We start from the raw sequence: 17,522 nt of genomic DNA, 5'->3' as shown, positions 1-17,522 counted from the left end.
TCATAATAACTCCTTTACTTCATCTTTTAACAAATATTGTAATTTCTCTTTTAACCTGATCCTGGCGCGATGTAATTTTACTTTCACGGTATTACTTTCCATCTTCAGGGCTTTCCCGATTTCTTCCAGGCTTTGTTCTCCCTGGTAAAATAAGGTAATGATGCTCGCATCATCAGCAGATAATAAGGCTATCGCCTGATTAAGGTATACATATCCCGATTTTTTTTCAACGCTGTCTGCGTTAAAGTCGGAAATGTGATTTTCCAGTTGAATGAGGCTGTCCTCAGCATCAATAGATTGTACATCCACACGTTTCTTGCGTAAGAAACTCATGGAAGTGGTATAAGTGATGGTATACAACCAGGTAGAAAATTTGGCGGTTTGTTTATAAGTTCCCAGGGCACGGTAGGCTTTAATGAAACAATCCTGTGCAATCTCTTCTGCATCTTCTCTGTTCTTGGAGAAACGCATGGCCAATGTAAATACAAAGCGCTGATGACGTTTTACCAATTCGGAGTATACCGAGGTATTGCCTGCCAGGACTTCAGTAATTAAATCGATATCCGATTGCTTTTGCTGCATATATTTTTTAAGACGCGCGTCTTTTTTAGAGAGGTTTGTAGGTTTGTTAAGGAGAAAGCTAGTTGAGGTCTTTTTGTTTGTCCAACCAGTTCTTCTCTACTACATAAGATAGGATTAATCCTAAACCTCCACAGATGCTCAGGCATCCAAAATAAACTGCAACTCCTTCATCATCATCTAAACCTGTTGCTCTTACTGTGAAGAGTGCAATCAATAAGCCTAAGCCTAAACCGACCAACAGTAAGCCAAATTTTAAGCTGACGAAAGGTTTCGGGGCACTGGCCCTTGGTTTGAAGCTAGGTTCCAAACCACGTTCAATCATTGCCATCTTTTCTTTATTAGACATGTACCTAAGGCCGAACACTAAGGCAGTGGTACATACAAACATTGTTACCGGTACGATTACTTCTGGTCCCATTTTATTTTCTATTTAATTGTTAAAGATCCGTTTATCTGAACTGATGTTCTGTAAGCTATGACCACATGAGAATCAATCAGGTTACAGGCCTTTTGAAAAAAAAAGAATTTAGGCTTAAAAAGAAAGAGAGGTAAGGGCTTAAATGGCAATCAGGAGAGATCTGGCACAATAATTTGAGCAAAAAAAGATATAAAATAAATTACAATAAAACCGGATTTTCCGGTTTTATCCTTGAGGTTTTGAAATTACGGCAACTGTTAAACGGCTGATGCAATTCATTTTTCCCTTGTCATTATAGATTTTAATTTCCCAGACATGGGTTTTTGCCCCAATATGTAAGGGCTTACAAATTCCGGTAACCAGACCGCTTTTGACGGGCCTTAAATGGTTGGCATTAATTTCCAGGCCTACAGCCTGATATTTTTCCGGATCGATGCACATGTAGGAAGCGATGCTTCCAAGTGTTTCTGCGAGTACCACAGAGGCGCCTCCGTGAAGAATTCCGGCAGGTTGATGTGTCCGTTCATCCACAGGCATGGTAGCCGTTAAGAAGTCAGGGCCAACTTCTGTAAATTGTATGTCCAGCAGGCCTCCCAAATGATTTTTTGGCCGGTCGTTTAGTTGTGTCGGGGTAAATGCTGAGAACCACATCAGATATACCTTTCTTTAAGAATCATAATGTGGTGCATCAGGTGACCCGCGATCACAAATAAAAGTGCCCTTACGGAAATCTGACGATCTGAAGCCGTTCCGCTTCTGTCCAGTTCATGCTCGTTCAGGGATTTAAAGAGGTACATATTTGCTTTTCTGAGTAAGGAGAATTCTTCTGAGAGGCTAAGCAGGCTACGGTCAGAAAAATGCGCATTTGCAACATAATCATCCTCGTCAAAACCGGGTAAAGCATGTTGTTCTGCCCTGGCAAAACAGGTTAAACGATAAACAAGAATCCGTTCTGTATCAATAATATGTCCGGCCATTTCTTTAACCGTCCATTTGCCAGGCTGGTAAGCATAATCAGCTTTTTCAATCAGGTCATTAAGAAAGTCAGGGAATTCTGTGGCTTGCTTTTCTAATATTCCCAGAATATCATCTCCTGAGACTTTACTGATGTAAGTTTCCGCCCATGCGGGATACTCATGTGTTTGAGGTCGGTTCATAGGTAATGCTGCTTTTTAAGATGATTCGGAAAGTTGTCCCTTTTTCCAGTTCGGAATCTTTGACAAAGATCTGTCCGTTATGATAATTTTCGATAATCCTTTTAGTCAGGGATAGTCCCAGACCCCAGCCGCGCTTTCTTGTGGTATATCCAGGTTGAAATACGGCATCAAATTTTGATCTGGCAATGCCCCTTCCGGTATCTGTCACATCAATAAATACTTCCTCTTTAGTGAGGTTTTCAATGATGTTAATGGTAATTGATCCTTCATTCTCAATGGCATTTGCTGCATTTTTTAACAGATTCTCAATTACCCAATCGAAAAGAGGGACATTGAGTAATGCCCGGACCTGTTCATCTCCGGTAATGGTGAAGATGATCTTATCTGAGGTGCGAAGTTTGAAGTATTCTACAAAATTATAGATCACAGTATAAACCACATGATCTTCTACCATAGGTTTGGAGCCGATTTTAGAAAAGCGGTCCGTAATGACCTCGAGTCGCTTGATGTCATTCTCCATTTCGGCTATCAGTGGATCGTCCTCTGCATTAAAACGGGATTTCATCAATTCTACCCAGGCCATGAGGGAAGAAATCGGGGTTCCCAGCTGATGCGCTGTTTCTTTGGCCATCCCCACCCATACCTGATCCTGTTCGGCCTTTCTTGCTGAGCTGAAAGCTACATAAGCTGTAAGTAAGAATAAGCCGATAACGCCTAACTGTATGTAGGGGAAATAGCGTAGCTGGGTTAATGTGGGAGAGTCTTTATAATAAATATACCACCTGCTGCCATCCAGGCCTATAATCGGAGTAGGGGGATGTTGTTCCTTCATGGTGTTCAGTTCCCTGACAAAATAAGCCGGATCATAGATTCTTCCATCTTTTTTTTGAAGATCATAATTGGTTTTGGTAGAGTCCAGGCCCTGATAAGTAAGGATATTCCCTTCCGAACCGACGATGATGATCGGTAATTTGGTATTGGTACGAATCAGGTCGATGAGGTCTGTTGTATTCTCATCATCGTACATCGCCATAGTCTTCTCCGTTACTTTTACATATAGCTGAAATTGCATCCGCTCTTCACGTTCCATTTTTTTTACAAAAAAGTCGCTATATAAAACAGATGCAGTGCCAATCACGATGGCAAAGAAGAGTAAGAAGAATTTCCAGCGGCGTTTTTTTTCGTATGGATTCATAAGTTATGAGGGCAAATTACAAAATAGCATTCAAAGATTGATGAATAGAAAGGTAACGCGGTAAAAAATATATCTTTGCAAATCGTAATTATGGAAAAGAAAGTAAGAGTAAGATTTGCCCCCAGCCCAACAGGCGGGTTGCATTTGGGTGGTGTACGTACCGCTTTGTTTAATTATTTGTTCGCTAAGAAACACAATGGAACTTTTGTCTTAAGGGTAGAAGATACCGATCAGACGCGCTTTGTAGAAGGTGCAGAAGAGTACATTGTTTCTTGTCTGAAATGGTGTGGCATGTCGCCCGATGAAAGTCCGCAGGCAGGAGGTGCTTTTGAGCCCTATCGTCAGAGCGAGCGTAAATCTACTTACAAACAATATGCAGACCAGCTGATTGCTGATGGCTATGCTTATTACGCTTTCGATACCCCGGAAGAGCTGGATACCAAACGTAAAGAGATCCCTAATTTTACTTATGGATTGGCTACCCGTGGAGAAATGAGGAACTCACTGACTTTAACTGAGGCGGAAGTTGCGGCACTTTTAGCAGCAAATACCCCTCATGTTGTGCGGATAAAAATGCCTGCAAACGAATTGGTTTCCTTCACGGATCTGATCAGAGGTCATGTTAGTTTTGATACCAATCTTGTTGACGATAAGGTTTTACTAAAAGCAGATGGAATGCCAACTTACCATCTGGCTGTTGTTGCTGATGATAAAGCGATGGAAATCAGTCACATCTTCAGAGGTGAAGAATGGTTGCCATCTGCTCCGATACATATTTTACTCTGGAGGTACCTGGGCTGGGAAGATGTGATGCCTCAATGGGTACATTTACCTTTAATCCTGAAACCTGATGGAAATGGAAAGTTGAGCAAACGTGATGGTGACCGCCTTGGGTTCCCTGTTTACGCGCAAAACTGGACTGATCCTAAAACCGGAGATCTTACTAAAGGATTTAAGGAGCTTGGCTTTATGCCGGAAGCTTTTGTGAATTTATTGGCCATGCTGGGCTGGAATGACGGAACGGACCAGGAAATCTTCTCTATGGCCGATTTAATAGAGAAATTCTCTGTAGAACGTATCAGTAAAGCAGGCGCAAAGTTCGACTTTGAAAAAGCCAAATGGTACAACCACGAATGGATTAAACAGAGTGACGCCATGCAGCTATTACCCATCGTAAAAGATGCTTTTGCTGCTCAGGGGACAGAGATTAAAGACGATGCCTATCTTGGGAAGGTCATTGACCTGATTAAAGATCGTTGCCACCTGTTAACAGACTTTATTCCACAAAGTGCATATTTTTTTATTGCCCCTCAGGAATATGATTTACCTGCGGTAAAGCCAAAATGGACCGTAGAAAAAGGAGTGTTTTTTAACGAATACACCGCATTGATTTCCGAAGGTTTGTCAGCAGTGGAACTGGAAGAAAAGTTCAAAGAGCTCGCTACAGCGCATAATTTCAAGCCAGGAGAGCTGATGCTACCATTTAGAATCATGTTGGTTGGCGGTAAATTCGGACCTGGGGTATTCGATATTGCGGTTGCATTAGGTGCTGAAGAAACGACCCAAAGAATAAAGAATGCATTAACTGCATTTGAATAATCCGGGATTTTTCGTTTAAATTGGTATAACAATTGTCCCAGATTTTTGTAAACCAATTTAAACGAAATTTATATGCAGTGGTTCGGTAAAGGAAGTGGAAATATTGAAGATGGACGGGGTAAACCTAGCGGTGGGATGATCGGTGGTGGAATAGGTATCCTGGTTGTGGTCGTTGGACTGTTTTTTGGGCAGGACCTGACCGGATTAGTTAGTCAGTTGCCACTGGAAGGAGTCGGGCAGCAAGAGATAAAAAAAGGTGATCCCACAGATGCAGAAGGGAAGTTCGTAAATGGTGTATTGCAATCTACGAATCTGGTTTGGGAACAGCAATTTGCTGAGATGGGCAAAACTTACGAGAAGCCAGTCATGAGATTGTTTACAAATAGTGTCTCTTCAGCTTGTGGAAATGCCAGCGCTGCAGTAGGACCATTTTATTGCCCCGGAGATCATAAAATATATATCGACCTGAGTTTCTATCAGGATTTACAAAACCGTTTTGGAGCTGCGGGTGATTTTGCCCAGGCTTATGTCATTGCCCATGAAGTAGGACATCATGTCCAGAACCTGCTTGGCATCTCAGAAAAAATGCAGCGGATGAGGGGGCAGATCAGTGAAAAAGAATACAACCGTTTATCTGTTAAACTGGAGCTGCAGGCAGATTTCTTTGCCGGACTTTGGGCTAATCACGCACAAAATTTAAAAGATTTCAGACTGGAAGAAGGAGACATTGATGAAGCTTTGACTGCTGCAAATGCGATCGGCGACGATAAACTGCAAAAGCAAGCCCAGGGAGAAGTTGTGCCTGATGCTTTTACACATGGAACCTCTGCTCAGCGAATGTTCTGGTTTAAGAAAGGTTTTGAATCCGGCGACATCAAACAAGGGGATACCTTTAATTCCAGTCAGCTTTAAATCCCGTTTTCAAATAAAACGACCAGCGGGATCGATTTCTAATCATATAATAGCCCCTCATGCGTTTATTTTGAAAAAGAGCTGCAAGCTATTTGCAAGTTTTTTGATATAATAGGGCGTTGATCACCTTTTATTCTTCAAACTTGTATAACTTTAGCATTAAACTATTGCACAATTATGCATTGGCAACTGAGAGATTCAGCGGCCTTATTTATTTCTAATAATGATACTAATTGTAGATGATACCCCCGAGAACCTGATTTCACTAAAAAAGGTTCTGGAGAAAAATAATTTTGAAGTAGATACCGCATCATCAGGAGAAGAGGCCTTAAAGAAAGTTCTGAAAAATGAATATGTACTGATTATTCTTGACGTACAAATGCCGGGAATGGACGGATTTGAGGTTGCAGAAGCGATATCGGGCTATAGTAAAGCCCGGGAAACAGCCATCATCTTTCTGTCCGCGGCAAATACCGAAAATAAATTTATTACCAAGGGGTATTCCTCCGGAGGGCTTGATTACATCACGAAGCCGGTAGATATGGACATTTTGCTCCTGAAGGTGAAAACCTTTTACCGCATCTATGAACAAAGCCGGAAATTGATCGAAATTCAGAAAGCATTACTGGATGAGATTGAGTTCCGTAAACAGGCAGAGCGGAAAAAAGATGAATTCATTAGTATCGCCAGTCATGAACTGAAAACCCCGCTAACCAGTGTCAAAGGATATGTGCAATTGCTGGAAAGGAGCATTGATAAAGGTGATGTTCCTACTTTAAAAAAACATCTGGTGAAAGCCCAGGTGCAACTGGAAAAGCTCAATGAGCTGATCACAGATCTGCTCGACATCTCAAAGATCGAAAGTGGCAAACTGAAATTCAACAAACAGCCATTTATGATGGATACCTTGCTGGATAGCGTCACTGAGATCATCCATCAGTCAAATCCGGAATTTAAAATCATCAAAACAGGGACCGCCAAAAGGGAAATCTGTGCAGATGAAATGCGGATAGAACAAGTCATCATTAACTTTTTAACCAATGCCATTAAATATTCTCCTGGTACCGACGAGATCCATATCAAGGTGGAAGAACGGGGAGAACACATTTATGTAGGAGTTAAAGATTTTGGAATTGGGATCAATGCCGATCAGCAAAAGAATGTATTTGAAAAGTTTTATAGGGTAGAAGAGACAGCCATCCATTTCCAGGGACTGGGAATTGGCCTTTATATTTCAGCGGAGATTATCAGAAGACACGATGGTGAAGTTGGAGTCAGGAGTGCCCCGGGAGAAGGTTCAGAATTTTATTTTAGTATTCCATTATACGCTACATCCGAGGCGGATTAAAATTACAAACCCTTAGTATGCAAAATAAGCAAAAATCTTTAAAAGGAAACCTGCGCGTTGGATTGGGCCTGTCATTGCTCTTACTGTTCATCAGTTCGCTCGCTTCCTACAATAGCATCAGAAGCCTGATCAGGACTTCAGAGATGGTTAAACATAGCAATGAAGTTATCGATGGACTGGAAGAGGTGATTTCTACTTTAAAAGATGCAGAAACCGGGCAGCGTGGTTTTTTGCTGACTGGCGACAAGGTGTTTTTAGATCCTTATGATGGGGCCAAAGGGCGATCATTGACCTTACTGGAAACCGTTGGAGAGCAGACAAAGGATAACCCTGTTCAGCAAAAAAATGTAGTTAAGCTGAATGAACTCATCAAAGAGCGCTTAAGTATTCTTGAAGAAACCATCGCCATTAAAAAACGTGGTGGAAACGTAACCGTTGCAGAGTTACTGAATGGCAAAAGTTATATGGATAGTGCCCGCGCAGTTATCAAGAGCATGGAAACCGAAGAAAAACGTCTGCTCGAAGACCGTACTGCTGATTTAAATAAGCTGGCGGGTTATACCCCGATTCTCATTGTTTTTGCGGCCATATTAGCAATTCTGATTACCATCTTCTTTTACCGCAGGGTTTCTACAGATTTCAATGAGCGGTTGAAGCTGGAAGATGATCTAAAAAATATCAATAAAGAAATTGAGCGGAGGGTAAAGATGATCCGCGATCTTGCCGCGCAGATTTCTAAAGGAGATTACCATGTCAGACTGGACCAGGATCAGAAAGATGATTTAGGCAAGGTGGCCATTTCACTGAATTCCATGGCAGAATCTTTACAATATTCCTTTGCCCTTTTAGAAGACAAAGAATGGCTGCAATCAGGAATTGCAAATCTGAATGATCAGATGGTGGGTGAAAAAAGCGTCCCTGAACTCGCAAATGATATTTTAGAAAGTATAGTTATACATACCAAGAGCCACGTTGCGGCCTTTTATCTATTAGAAGAAGACACTCATCTGGATTTAATCGCAGGTTATGCCCTGTTGGAACAAGAGAAAAAAAGCAACTTGAAGCTTGGAGAAGGACTTGCCGGACAGGTTTGGAAATCGGCAAAACAGATCCTGATCAATGACATTCCCAATGAGGAGTTAACGATCAGTTATGCCGCAGGCCATACGAGGCCCAGGAACGTAGTTGCTGTGCCTGTATTTCGTAATGAACAGGTGGTTGGCGTTATAGAATTAGGGTCTTTAAATACCTTTAGCCCCTTGCAACTGGAGTTTTTACATAACATTTCAACGAATATCGGAGTTGCGGTTCATGTGTCCCAAAACCGTAAAAAACTCCAGGAATTTCTGGAAGAAACCCAGGCACAGGCCGAGGAATTACAAGCACAACATAGTGAGCTGGAAGGACTGAATGCGGAGCTGGAAGCACAAACCCAAAAGATCCAGACCTCTGAAGAAGAACTGAGGGTACAACAGGAAGAATTGCTTCAAAGCAACCAGGAACTGGAAGAACGGACCAGTTTACTGGAAGAAAAGAATCAACTGATCCAGGAAAGAAACATGGACATTCAGCATAAGGCTGAGCAACTGGAACAAAGCACGAAATACAAATCGGAATTCCTGGCGAATATGTCTCATGAGCTAAGGACACCATTAAATTCCATACTCTTGCTTTCCAAGCTGATGTCTGACAATAAAGATCTGGATGCGGAATATATTGAATATGCAGAAGTGATCCAGAGCTCCGGTCAGGGATTATTGGCGCTGATTGATGAAATTCTCGATTTATCTAAGATTGAGGCCGGAAAAATGAAGCTGGAGTTTGCAGAAGTGACGATGGGCGAAGTCTCCACAGACATGCGTTCTCTTTTTGCACCTGTGGCAGAAAACAAAAAATTACAGCTGATTGTGGAGGTAGAAGAAAACCTGCCAAACATTCATACCGATAAGATGCGGCTTGAACAAGTGCTGAAAAACCTGCTTTCCAATGCAATTAAATTTACGGGTAAGGGAAAAGTGAGCCTGACGATCAGAAAAGATGACACAAATAAATTTGTGTTGTTTAAAGTTACGGATACCGGAATCGGAATTCCTGCCGATAAGCAAGGTCTTATTTTCGAAGCATTTCAGCAAGCTGATGGTTCTACCCGCAGGAATTTTGGCGGCACAGGACTCGGACTGTCGATCAGCAGAGAGCTGGCCAAGCTATTGGGAGGGGAAATTGACCTGAGTAGTAAAGAGCATGTTGGAAGTGAGTTTACCCTGACCTTACCAGTTAGCCAATCGGACGCCATCAGCCATAGCCCCGAAGAGGAGTTGATCCCTCCGGCCCCTTATGTGGAAAAAGTAACCGAAGAGCCGGAAGAGCGGTTTACGGTGGATAAAATCCCTCAGGAAATTGAAGATGACAGGCACGAAATTCAGGCTGGGGATAAAGTTATCCTGATCATTGAAGACGACACCAATTTTGCCAAAACACTTTTAAGTTTTACCCGAAAAAGAAACTATAAAGGCATCGTGGCAGTTAGGGGAGATGTTGGAATCGAGCTGGCAAACCGTTATAGACCCTTAGCCATATTGCTGGATATCCAATTGCCGGTTAAAGATGGCTGGCAGGTGATGGAAGAGCTGAAGTCTAATCCGGCAACCAAACCTATCCCGGTACACATCATGTCTTCTCTGGAAGTGAAAAAGGAAAGCCTGTTGAAAGGAGCGGTTGACTTCATCAATAAACCGGTCGCACTGGAACAAATGAAGAATATTTTCCAGAAACTGGAAGATGCGTTGAGCCGCTCTCCGAAAAAGGTATTGATTGTAGAAGAAAATAAGCAGCATGCAGAAGCGCTGAGTTATTTTTTAAGTAATTACAACATTCAGACTGAGGTGGTCAATAATGTGGGACAAAGTATCGGTGCACTCCATAAAAAAGAGGTAGACTGTGTCATTCTGGACATGGGTATTCCCGACAAAAATGCTTACGAAACCCTGGAGACGATTAAAAAGAGTGAAGGATTGGAAAATTTGCCGATCATCATTTTTACAGGTAAAAACCTGTCCAAAGGAGAAGAAATCAGAATTAAACAATATGCCGATTCTATAGTGGTAAAAACAGCCCACTCTTATCAGCGTATTTTAGATGAAGCTGGGCTTTTTCTACATCTGGTAGAAGAAAAACAAACTGAAGGGAAGACTAAAAAACCGATTTCAGACAGGCTTGGAGGGCTTTATGAGGTGCTGAATAATAAAACGGTACTGATTGCGGATGATGATGTCCGGAATATCTTTTCCCTCACCAAAGCCTTGGAACAGCATAAAATGAAAGTGCTGGCGGCAACGGATGGAAAAGAAGCGCTCCAGATCCTTAAAGAAAATCCAATGGTAGATATTGTGCTGATGGACATGATGATGCCGGAGATGGACGGATATGAAAGCACAAGAGAAATCAGAAAGATCAATGCTTACAAACATTTGCCTGTTTTGGCTGTTACTGCCAAAGCAATGATGGGAGACCGTGAGAAATGCATTGCCGCAGGTGCTTCCGATTACATTTCCAAACCCGTAGATATCGATCAGTTGATTTCTTTACTCAGGGTTTGGCTTTACGATAAGATTTAAACAGAATATTCACCGTATTTTAAATATATGGCCGATAGCAAAATATTAATAGTAGACGACGACAACAGGAACATTTTTGCCCTGTCCGCAGTATTAAGAGCAAAAGGATACAAATGTGTATCTGCAACCGGAGGAGAAGAAGGTCTCGACCTTTTGAAAAATGAAAAAGGAATAGCGGTGGTATTGATGGACATGATGATGCCTGGAATGGATGGGTATCAGGCCATGGCTGAAATGAATGGCCATCCGGAGCTGAAAGATATCCCGGTCATCGCTGTGACTGCCCAGGCTATGGTTGGCGACAGAGAACGTTGTATCAATGCAGGAGCCGTTGGTTATGTCTCCAAGCCAATCAATGTAGAGGAATTAACAAAATTACTTACCCAGTATATCTAATCAGATTTGGAATTACCCGTTGTGAATGATGAACAAGTCGAAATCCTGCTTTCAGATCTTCTGGAGCAATATGGGTACGACTTTACCGGATATTCTAGAGCTTCCTTAAAAAGAAGAATCATCAGGCTGTATTCCCTGGATAAATCGCTGAGTTTTGCCGAATTCCGGTATAAAGTAAATAATGATCCAACCTATTTTAAACGATTTGTAGAGCAGATTACTGTAAACGTGACGGAAATGTTCAGGGATCCTCAATTCTTTAAAACACTGAGGGAAACGGTCCTTCCAAAGCTTGGGACTTATCCTTTTATCCGGATCTGGCTGGCGGGCTGTTCAACCGGAGAAGAGGCGTATTCCATCTCCATCGTTTTAAAGGAACTGAACCTGCTGCACAAATCGCTGATCTATGCAACAGATTTAAACCCATCTGTGCTGGAAAAAGCAGCTCAGGGTATGTTTGCTTTAGGACAAATGAAACAATATTCAGAGAATTATATTGCCTCAGGCGGAACAATGGATTTCTCCGGATATTACAGCGCCAACTACTCTCTGGCAAAGTTCGATGAAGAACTGAAACAGAAAATCATTTTTTCTACGCACAATCTGGTATCGGACCATTCCTTTAATGAATTTCAGCTGATCCTTTGCAGGAACGTCCTGATCTATTTTGACCGCGATCTTCAGAATAATGTACTCGGATTGTTTGATGAAAGTCTTGAAGACCTGGGCTACCTGGCATTGGGAACTAAAGAGACGATAGAATTTTCGCAGATCAATAAAAAATATAAACGATTGCCAGCCAATAAAATATGGAGGAAAGTTAGCTAATGGGGAAATGTGAAGCATTTATTGTGGGAGGTTCTGCGGGAAGTCTGGATGTACTGTTAAGGGTGCTGCCTGATATCCGCCCGGATATTCCTTTTCCCATTGTGATTGTAATCCACAGAAAACATGGTGCGGATTCCTTATTGCCGGATTTACTTTCTTCCAGAACAAAACTCATTGTGAAAGAAGTCGATGAGAAGGAGAAAATTGTTGCCGGAACAATATATATTGCGCCCTCAGACTATCACTTATTGATAGAAATGGACCGGACATTTTCGCTGGATTATTCCGAAAAAGTGAATTATTCCAGGCCTGCAATTGATGTAACCTTTCAAACTGCTGCCGAAGCCTATAAAAGTAACCTGGTTTGTCTGTTGCTTTCCGGCTCAAACGCAGATGGGGTAAAAGGACTAAAAACCGTGAAAGCATGGGCTGGGAAGGCGGTTATTCAGGATCCTGATTCTGCCCAGGTAGCCTATATGCCTGAACAGGCAAAAAAGCATGTAGAAATAGATCGTATTTTACGCATTGAAGATGTCGCAGAATTTATAAATTTACTGCGATAGATTATAAAAAACAATACATGGGGAATTCAAAAAAGGTTTTTGTATTTGATGATAATGCCGATATACTGGAGTTATGTACCATCATTCTGGAAGATGCAGGATTTGAGATTAATACATCATCAACATCCAATCAGATCGTTGACCAGGTGATGGCTTATATGCCGGATATCATCTTTATGGACAACTGGCTGCCGGATGTTGGCGGAATTGATGCAACGAGGGAGTTGAAAAGCCACCCAACCTTAAAAAGCATTCCGGTTATTTATTTTACGGCCAACAACGATGTGAAGTCATTGGCCGAACAAGCAGGGGCTGATGGGTATTTGTCGAAACCTTTTGATATTCAGGAACTGGAGAATATCATCAACAAGCATCTGGGTTTATAATCTTTAGTTTTTCAGTCTTCCTTTTTCTTCTTCTACTCCGGTTGTTCTTCTTCTTGCGGGCTTAAGCTCATTTTTGCCAAATTTGTAGGACAGTGTAATTCTGGCGATCCTTGATTCGTTTTTCTGGTAAAGCTGATAGCTGAGTCCCGGATAAGTGCTGCCCAGTCTTGTTTCTTGTGTATTAAAGACGTCACTGACAGCCAGTTTGATGTTAATTTTCTTATCCATCAGCGACTTGCTGATCCCGACATCAATGCCATGACGTTCTCCAATAGACAATGTACCGTAATCGAGGGGAGACTCATATCTCGCACTTAGTTCTGCATTCAGATCGGGATTGATGATGAAAGTATGTTGTGACTTAATGGTAAAAGAGGTTTTAGAGGTACTCAGGGCTTTTCCTGCAAGATCAGGGGAGCTGAATTCTAAATGGAAAACGTTGAGGTTATTATTGGTTTGCCACCATTTAAAGATGTTGACAGGGACATTAAGATTAGCGCCATACACGATGTTCTTAGCAAGGTTTTCATTCGTTTGGAAAAGTGCCTTTTTCTCTTCATTAGGCAATAGGACCTGCATGATCACATCTTTCACCAGACTGTAGTTCAGGCTAAGGGAGTAGCGCTTAAAGGTATAGTTTGCTTCAAAATTATGCGTGTACTGTGGATTAAGAAAAGGATTTCCCTGATTATAGGTGTACTGGTCCAGATAATAGATGAATGGGTTCAGGTCATCATAACTCGGGCGATCTATCCTTCTGCTGTAGGATACACCTATGGTTTGATCTTTAGTTAAGGTTTGGTTGATAAAAACACTTGGGAAAAAGTCCAGATACGATCTTTTGGTGACCTTATTTTCTGTGATGGAATTGCCTTTTGAATTGGTCTGTTCTGCCCTTAATCCCAGTTGAACATTGGTGCTTTTAAACTGCTTGCTGAGGTTGAAATAAGCAGCATTGACGTTCTCGTCATAAATAAACTGGTTGCTGCGGAGCTTGTCGTTTTGCCACTCAAGCCCTTTAAGCTCTTCCGCAATAAAGTTATTATCCGTTTTCACGGAACTGCTTTTTATACCCGTTTCTAATTTTAACGTTTTGCTGATTGGCAGGGTATAATCTACTTTTAAAGCTTTTATGTTAATTCTTGAAGGGCTTTGGTTTCTGAGAAAGCCCGTTGGTCTTAATTCAGTTCCGTTGGCATAAATAAACCGGTTGATGTAATTGGAGTTATCGCTGGAGTGGTAACGGGAATAGTCCAGGTCAGCAGTAATTTCTTGTCCTGCAGTGTCCAGAACAGACTTGTAGTTCAGGTTGTAGGCATAATTCCGATATTTACTTCTGATATCGTTGTTGGCAAGAATCGCGGAATCAGGTGTACTAAAGGAAGGGCCGATCCAGGTATTGTTGTCGGTGAGCTCAGCTGAACTGTTGGCATATCCATTAAATAAAAAGCCAAGGGTGTTGTTCTTATTCAGAAAAATGTCCATTCCTGCTTTAAAATTGTTGCTGCTGTTCTTGCGAAGACCGGTGGAGGATTGTGAAAAGTAGGTTTTTGAAGCATCCTGGCCAGAAATGCGGTCGATATTCAACTCTGAATTTCTTTTTGATGCCCCATAATTATAATTACCAAACAGGTTTATTTTCTCTGTCCGGTGGTTTAGGTTCAGACTGGCATTTTCATTTAAATGTTTACCATACCCAAGTGTTCCGGAAGCCGTTCCGTTGGTCCCGCCATTTTTACTCTTTCTGGTTTTAATGTTGATGATACCTGAATTTCCTGAAGCTTCGTACTTTGAGGAAGGGTTGGTGATCAGCTCAATGCTTTCTATTTGTGAGCTTTGCATACTCCTCAACAAGGCGCTGACATCCGTATTGCTCATGTAAGTTTGTTTTCCGTCAATCTGGATCATCACACCTTGTTTACCCTGCATGGAGATGTTGTCATTTTGATCTACCGTTACACCAGGAGCTTTTTGAAGCACTTCCAAAGCGGAACTTCCGGTCATTAAGCTGCTGTTCTCTACATTCATCACCAGCTTGTCCGTTTTTCGCTCAAATAAAGGCTTTGTAGCGGTGATCTTAACTTCAGTGAGGTCTTTGCTGCCAGACTTTAACTGAAGGTCCTGGAGCGTGATATTAGCGCTTTTTGCGTCTATCTTAAAAAGAGGGCTTTTTGAAGTAGAATAGCCCATCAGAGAAGACTTTACATAATAATTACCAGGATTGATTTGCAGAAAGCTAAACCTTCCCGAAGCATCAGTAACGACTGATTTTACAAGAGAAGAGTCTGTCTGGTTAAACAAGACGACAGTGGCATAATCCAATGGTTTTCTCTGTTCATCGGTGACGATCCCATTAATCGTTGCTTGAACTGCACTATCCTGTGCGAAGGTCATTTCTGAGCAGATAAAAAGAAAAAGCAGGTTTAAATAAAGTGTTTTCATGAGTTCTGGTCCGGTTAAAAGAAGCGCAAGAAAATCCCAATAGCGTAAAATTACACTCCATTGAATGAAGAAAAATCAGGGCTGTTTGAAAACGGATGTTTTCCTGTTACTTCTGGATATAAGACGATAAGACCCGTTAAAGGTTACAGGTTTTTGAGTTTTTCTACATTTTTCGCATAAAAACAGCAGATAAAAAAAAGGCCTTTAAAGCATATTGCTATGCTGAAGGCCTTTTTTTTTATTTTGATTGCTGGATTATTTTACGCCAAGAACGTCTACTCCCTGTTCAAAGATCACATCTACAGGAATGCCTTTTTGAGTCAGGCGGTCTAAATCTTTTTGAAGCTCGGCGGTGATGATCGCTTTTTCTTTTTGCGTTTTCTCTACTGCAGCTTTATCGCCGTTACCCTGAAGGGTAATGATTAATTTACCCAGCTTGTTCATTGCTGTTTCAAATTTGGTAAAATCTACTTTATAGGTTCCGTTTTCATTGCGGATGAACGCTCCGTTTTCTTTAAAGAAGTTGAAGCATTGCATATTGGCTTTTCCGTGGGCACTTGCGGCACCAAACCTTACTGAACGAAGGATTCCAGCCATGTAAGTCGTATAAAAAGCCTTGATGTCGCCTTCCAGTTCTCCTTTTTTAAGTAATCCGGTCACCATATACAGGCCCAGAACATCTGCTTTACCTTCTTCCAGCCATGAATATTGTTCTTGCAAAGCCTCTTTTACAAAACCTTTTCCTGTAATTGTTTTTTTGATTCCCAATCCGTGGGCAACTTCATGGAACATCACATTGGAGAAGAAGGCATCGAAATTAATGTACTGCTGTTGGTCTTTATCGATCAGTTCTTTCGCGATGGGAACAAGGATTTTATCAAACTTTGCCTTCATGGCATTTTTCAATTGCGAACGTCTTGTTCCTTTCTTTTGTTGAATGATCTCATCATTGGGCAGGTTTACAGCGATGGTTTTTGACCCGGCATTACAATCTCCGGCATAATAAACCACATCATAAGCATTTAATTCCGAGTCTGTTCCTGGCTTTTCTTTTTTGTACTTCGCATCTACAGGAAGTCCTTCCTGCAATTGAGGCAACATGCTCACATATTTTGCAAGACGTTTGCTCCATACCTTATCCTTTACCAATACATAAGCCTCATAAGAAGCCCTGGCATTGAACAATTTATCTTCATAATTTTCAATCGGGCCGATGATGATGTCCAGATTGTTCGTTTTCATATCTAACCAGGCATAGTCGCTGGCGGTATAATCATCAGAAACCAACGCATCTGCACGTAGGTTCAGGTATTTTTTAAAACCGGCATCTTCTGCAAGTAATGCTGCCTGTTTAAGCAAAGCTGAGGCATTTTGCAGCTCTGAAGCATATAATACATGGTAAGGAATAGAGGTTAGTTTTCCGGTACTGTCTTTTTTTACCACTGAATATTGACCGAGTTTGTCTTTTACATCTGATTTCTCCAGCTCTGCTTTCGTCATTCCTGCAGGGTAGAAGCTGGCCGCATCCGGCTTAGCACCAATCCCTGCAATAAATGGTTTATCTCCGTTTAAGCGATCCCATGGGCCATAATTGATCCATACAAAAGCTTTTGTTTTTTCATCTTTTATGGTACTTAATAAGCTGTCACGCTGAGGGTATGCCTGTTTCCAGAATAGCTCGTCCATGATTTGGGCGGCCTGGATCAATAAAGGCAAAATCTTACGTTCATTTGCTGATAGTTCGTTTAAGTTGGTGCTTAACTTCACTTTTTCGTAAATCGCAATCCGGTCATTTACATAGCGTTGTAAGCTATCTTCGTTGGAATTGATTTCTTTAGTTGAGGTTGTGGTGTTTCCCTGGGGATTGCTGCAGGAAGAAATTCCTGTCACAAGGGCACATCCGGCAATAATAAGCGTTAATTTGCTTAAGTTTTTCATATTGATTTTTTGTTTTTTATCGAAGCAAAGCTACATCAAATACAGACATTTTCGTCGCTCTCCTTTTATTGATCTGATAATAAGATGGCAACTAAATTAGTAAAAAATAGTAATTTCACCACTTCTATAACTTCGATTATGATA

Annotated in this window: 15 protein-coding genes; 8 read left to right on the top strand and 7 right to left on the bottom strand. The window is 41.5% G+C overall.

Annotated elements, in window-relative coordinates; genetic code table 11:
- The 5 genes from BUC20_RS29585 to BUC20_RS29565 form a co-directional block, all read right to left on the bottom strand.
- Positions 1–582 (bottom strand): RNA polymerase sigma factor, encoded by a 582-nt coding sequence (locus BUC20_RS29585; protein WP_073237141.1) that lies wholly within the window; start codon positions 580–582, stop codon positions 1–3.
- Positions 583–640: 58 nt separating this feature from the next.
- On the bottom strand, positions 641–1,000 hold the full coding sequence (locus tag BUC20_RS29580) for a DUF6249 domain-containing protein (protein WP_234994623.1): 360 nt from the start codon (positions 998–1,000) through the stop codon (positions 641–643).
- A 225-nt stretch (positions 1,001–1,225) separates the two neighbouring features.
- Positions 1,226–1,651, bottom strand: a complete 426-nt coding sequence (locus BUC20_RS29575; protein WP_073237135.1) for a hotdog fold thioesterase — start codon at positions 1,649–1,651, stop codon at positions 1,226–1,228.
- Positions 1,651–2,157: a DinB family protein gene (locus BUC20_RS29570; protein WP_073237132.1), complete on the bottom strand. Its 507-nt coding sequence runs from the start codon at positions 2,155–2,157 to the stop codon at positions 1,651–1,653. Before BUC20_RS29570 ends, BUC20_RS29575 begins: the two co-directional genes overlap by 1 nt.
- Positions 2,135–3,352 (bottom strand): sensor histidine kinase, encoded by a 1,218-nt coding sequence (locus BUC20_RS29565; protein ID WP_073237130.1) that lies wholly within the window; start codon positions 3,350–3,352, stop codon positions 2,135–2,137. Before BUC20_RS29565 ends, BUC20_RS29570 begins: the two co-directional genes overlap by 23 nt.
- A 90-nt stretch (positions 3,353–3,442) precedes the next feature.
- Here BUC20_RS29565 and gltX point away from each other — a divergent pair, with 90 nt between their 5' ends.
- The 8 genes from gltX to BUC20_RS29525 all read left to right on the top strand — a co-directional run bounded on the left by gltX (position 3,443) and on the right by BUC20_RS29525 (position 12,998).
- A complete protein-coding gene (gene gltX / locus BUC20_RS29560) occupies positions 3,443–4,951 on the top strand; it encodes a glutamate--tRNA ligase (protein ID WP_073237127.1) in 1,509 nt (502 codons plus the stop codon).
- 72 nt (positions 4,952–5,023) lie between these two features.
- Positions 5,024–5,863, top strand: a complete 840-nt coding sequence (gene ypfJ / locus BUC20_RS29555) for a KPN_02809 family neutral zinc metallopeptidase (protein ID WP_073237125.1) — start codon at positions 5,024–5,026, stop codon at positions 5,861–5,863.
- A 223-nt stretch (positions 5,864–6,086) separates the two neighbouring features.
- On the top strand, positions 6,087–7,211 hold the full coding sequence (locus tag BUC20_RS29550; RefSeq protein ID WP_073237122.1) for a hybrid sensor histidine kinase/response regulator: 1,125 nt from the start codon (positions 6,087–6,089) through the stop codon (positions 7,209–7,211).
- A gap of 17 nt (positions 7,212–7,228) precedes the next feature.
- The gene (locus tag BUC20_RS29545; protein WP_073237119.1) at positions 7,229–10,825 is read left to right on the top strand and encodes a response regulator; all 3,597 of its coding nucleotides are present in this window, start codon (positions 7,229–7,231) and stop codon (positions 10,823–10,825) included.
- Positions 10,826–10,852: 27 nt separating this feature from the next.
- Positions 10,853–11,221 (top strand): response regulator, encoded by a 369-nt coding sequence (locus tag BUC20_RS29540; RefSeq protein ID WP_073237116.1) that lies wholly within the window; start codon positions 10,853–10,855, stop codon positions 11,219–11,221.
- A gap of 6 nt (positions 11,222–11,227) precedes the next feature.
- Positions 11,228–12,049: a CheR family methyltransferase gene (locus tag BUC20_RS29535; RefSeq protein ID WP_073237114.1), complete on the top strand. Its 822-nt coding sequence runs from the start codon at positions 11,228–11,230 to the stop codon at positions 12,047–12,049.
- Positions 12,049–12,612 carry a chemotaxis protein CheB gene (locus tag BUC20_RS29530; protein ID WP_073237111.1) on the top strand — a complete coding sequence of 188 codons (564 nt, stop codon included), beginning with the start codon at positions 12,049–12,051 and terminating at the stop codon, positions 12,610–12,612. The genes BUC20_RS29535 and BUC20_RS29530 overlap by 1 nt, the downstream gene beginning before the upstream one ends.
- Before the next feature lie 17 nt (positions 12,613–12,629).
- On the top strand, positions 12,630–12,998 hold the full coding sequence (locus BUC20_RS29525; RefSeq protein ID WP_073237108.1) for a response regulator: 369 nt from the start codon (positions 12,630–12,632) through the stop codon (positions 12,996–12,998).
- 3 nt (positions 12,999–13,001) lie between these two features.
- Here BUC20_RS29525 and BUC20_RS29520 read toward each other — a convergent pair whose 3' ends face one another.
- Positions 13,002–15,440: a TonB-dependent receptor domain-containing protein gene (locus BUC20_RS29520; protein WP_073237105.1), complete on the bottom strand. Its 2,439-nt coding sequence runs from the start codon at positions 15,438–15,440 to the stop codon at positions 13,002–13,004.
- Between the two features lie 255 nt (positions 15,441–15,695).
- Positions 15,696–17,378 carry a dipeptidyl-peptidase 3 family protein gene (locus BUC20_RS29515; protein ID WP_073237102.1) on the bottom strand — a complete coding sequence of 561 codons (1,683 nt, stop codon included), beginning with the start codon at positions 17,376–17,378 and terminating at the stop codon, positions 15,696–15,698.
- Between the last annotated feature and the right edge of the window lie 144 nt (positions 17,379–17,522).

This window comes from Pedobacter caeni (assembly GCF_900129215.1).
Lineage (GTDB): Bacteria > Bacteroidota > Bacteroidia > Sphingobacteriales > Sphingobacteriaceae > Pedobacter > Pedobacter caeni.
The sequence above is the reverse complement of the archived record's forward strand: the minus strand, read 5'-3'. Positions and strand labels throughout refer to the sequence as shown.

Excerpts from the sequence above, each read along its gene's own strand:
- BUC20_RS29585 (WP_073237141.1), bottom strand. The coding sequence starts at position 582 with ATGCAGCAAAAGCAATCGGATATCGATTTAATTACTGAAGTCCTGGCA.
- BUC20_RS29580 (WP_234994623.1), bottom strand. The coding sequence starts at position 1,000 with ATGGGACCAGAAGTAATCGTACCGGTAACAATGTTTGTATGTACCACT.
- BUC20_RS29575 (WP_073237135.1), bottom strand. The coding sequence starts at position 1,651 with ATGTGGTTCTCAGCATTTACCCCGACACAACTAAACGACCGGCCAAAA.
- BUC20_RS29570 (WP_073237132.1), bottom strand. The coding sequence starts at position 2,157 with ATGAACCGACCTCAAACACATGAGTATCCCGCATGGGCGGAAACTTAC.
- BUC20_RS29565 (WP_073237130.1), bottom strand. The coding sequence starts at position 3,352 with ATGAATCCATACGAAAAAAAACGCCGCTGGAAATTCTTCTTACTCTTC.
- gltX (WP_073237127.1), top strand. The coding sequence starts at position 3,443 with ATGGAAAAGAAAGTAAGAGTAAGATTTGCCCCCAGCCCAACAGGCGGG.
- ypfJ (WP_073237125.1), top strand. The coding sequence starts at position 5,024 with ATGCAGTGGTTCGGTAAAGGAAGTGGAAATATTGAAGATGGACGGGGT.
- BUC20_RS29550 (WP_073237122.1), top strand. The coding sequence starts at position 6,087 with ATGATACTAATTGTAGATGATACCCCCGAGAACCTGATTTCACTAAAA.
- BUC20_RS29545 (WP_073237119.1), top strand. The coding sequence starts at position 7,229 with ATGCAAAATAAGCAAAAATCTTTAAAAGGAAACCTGCGCGTTGGATTG.
- BUC20_RS29540 (WP_073237116.1), top strand. The coding sequence starts at position 10,853 with ATGGCCGATAGCAAAATATTAATAGTAGACGACGACAACAGGAACATT.
- BUC20_RS29530 (WP_073237111.1), top strand. The coding sequence starts at position 12,049 with ATGGGGAAATGTGAAGCATTTATTGTGGGAGGTTCTGCGGGAAGTCTG.
- BUC20_RS29525 (WP_073237108.1), top strand. The coding sequence starts at position 12,630 with ATGGGGAATTCAAAAAAGGTTTTTGTATTTGATGATAATGCCGATATA.
- BUC20_RS29520 (WP_073237105.1), bottom strand. The coding sequence starts at position 15,440 with ATGAAAACACTTTATTTAAACCTGCTTTTTCTTTTTATCTGCTCAGAA.
- BUC20_RS29515 (WP_073237102.1), bottom strand. The coding sequence starts at position 17,378 with ATGAAAAACTTAAGCAAATTAACGCTTATTATTGCCGGATGTGCCCTT.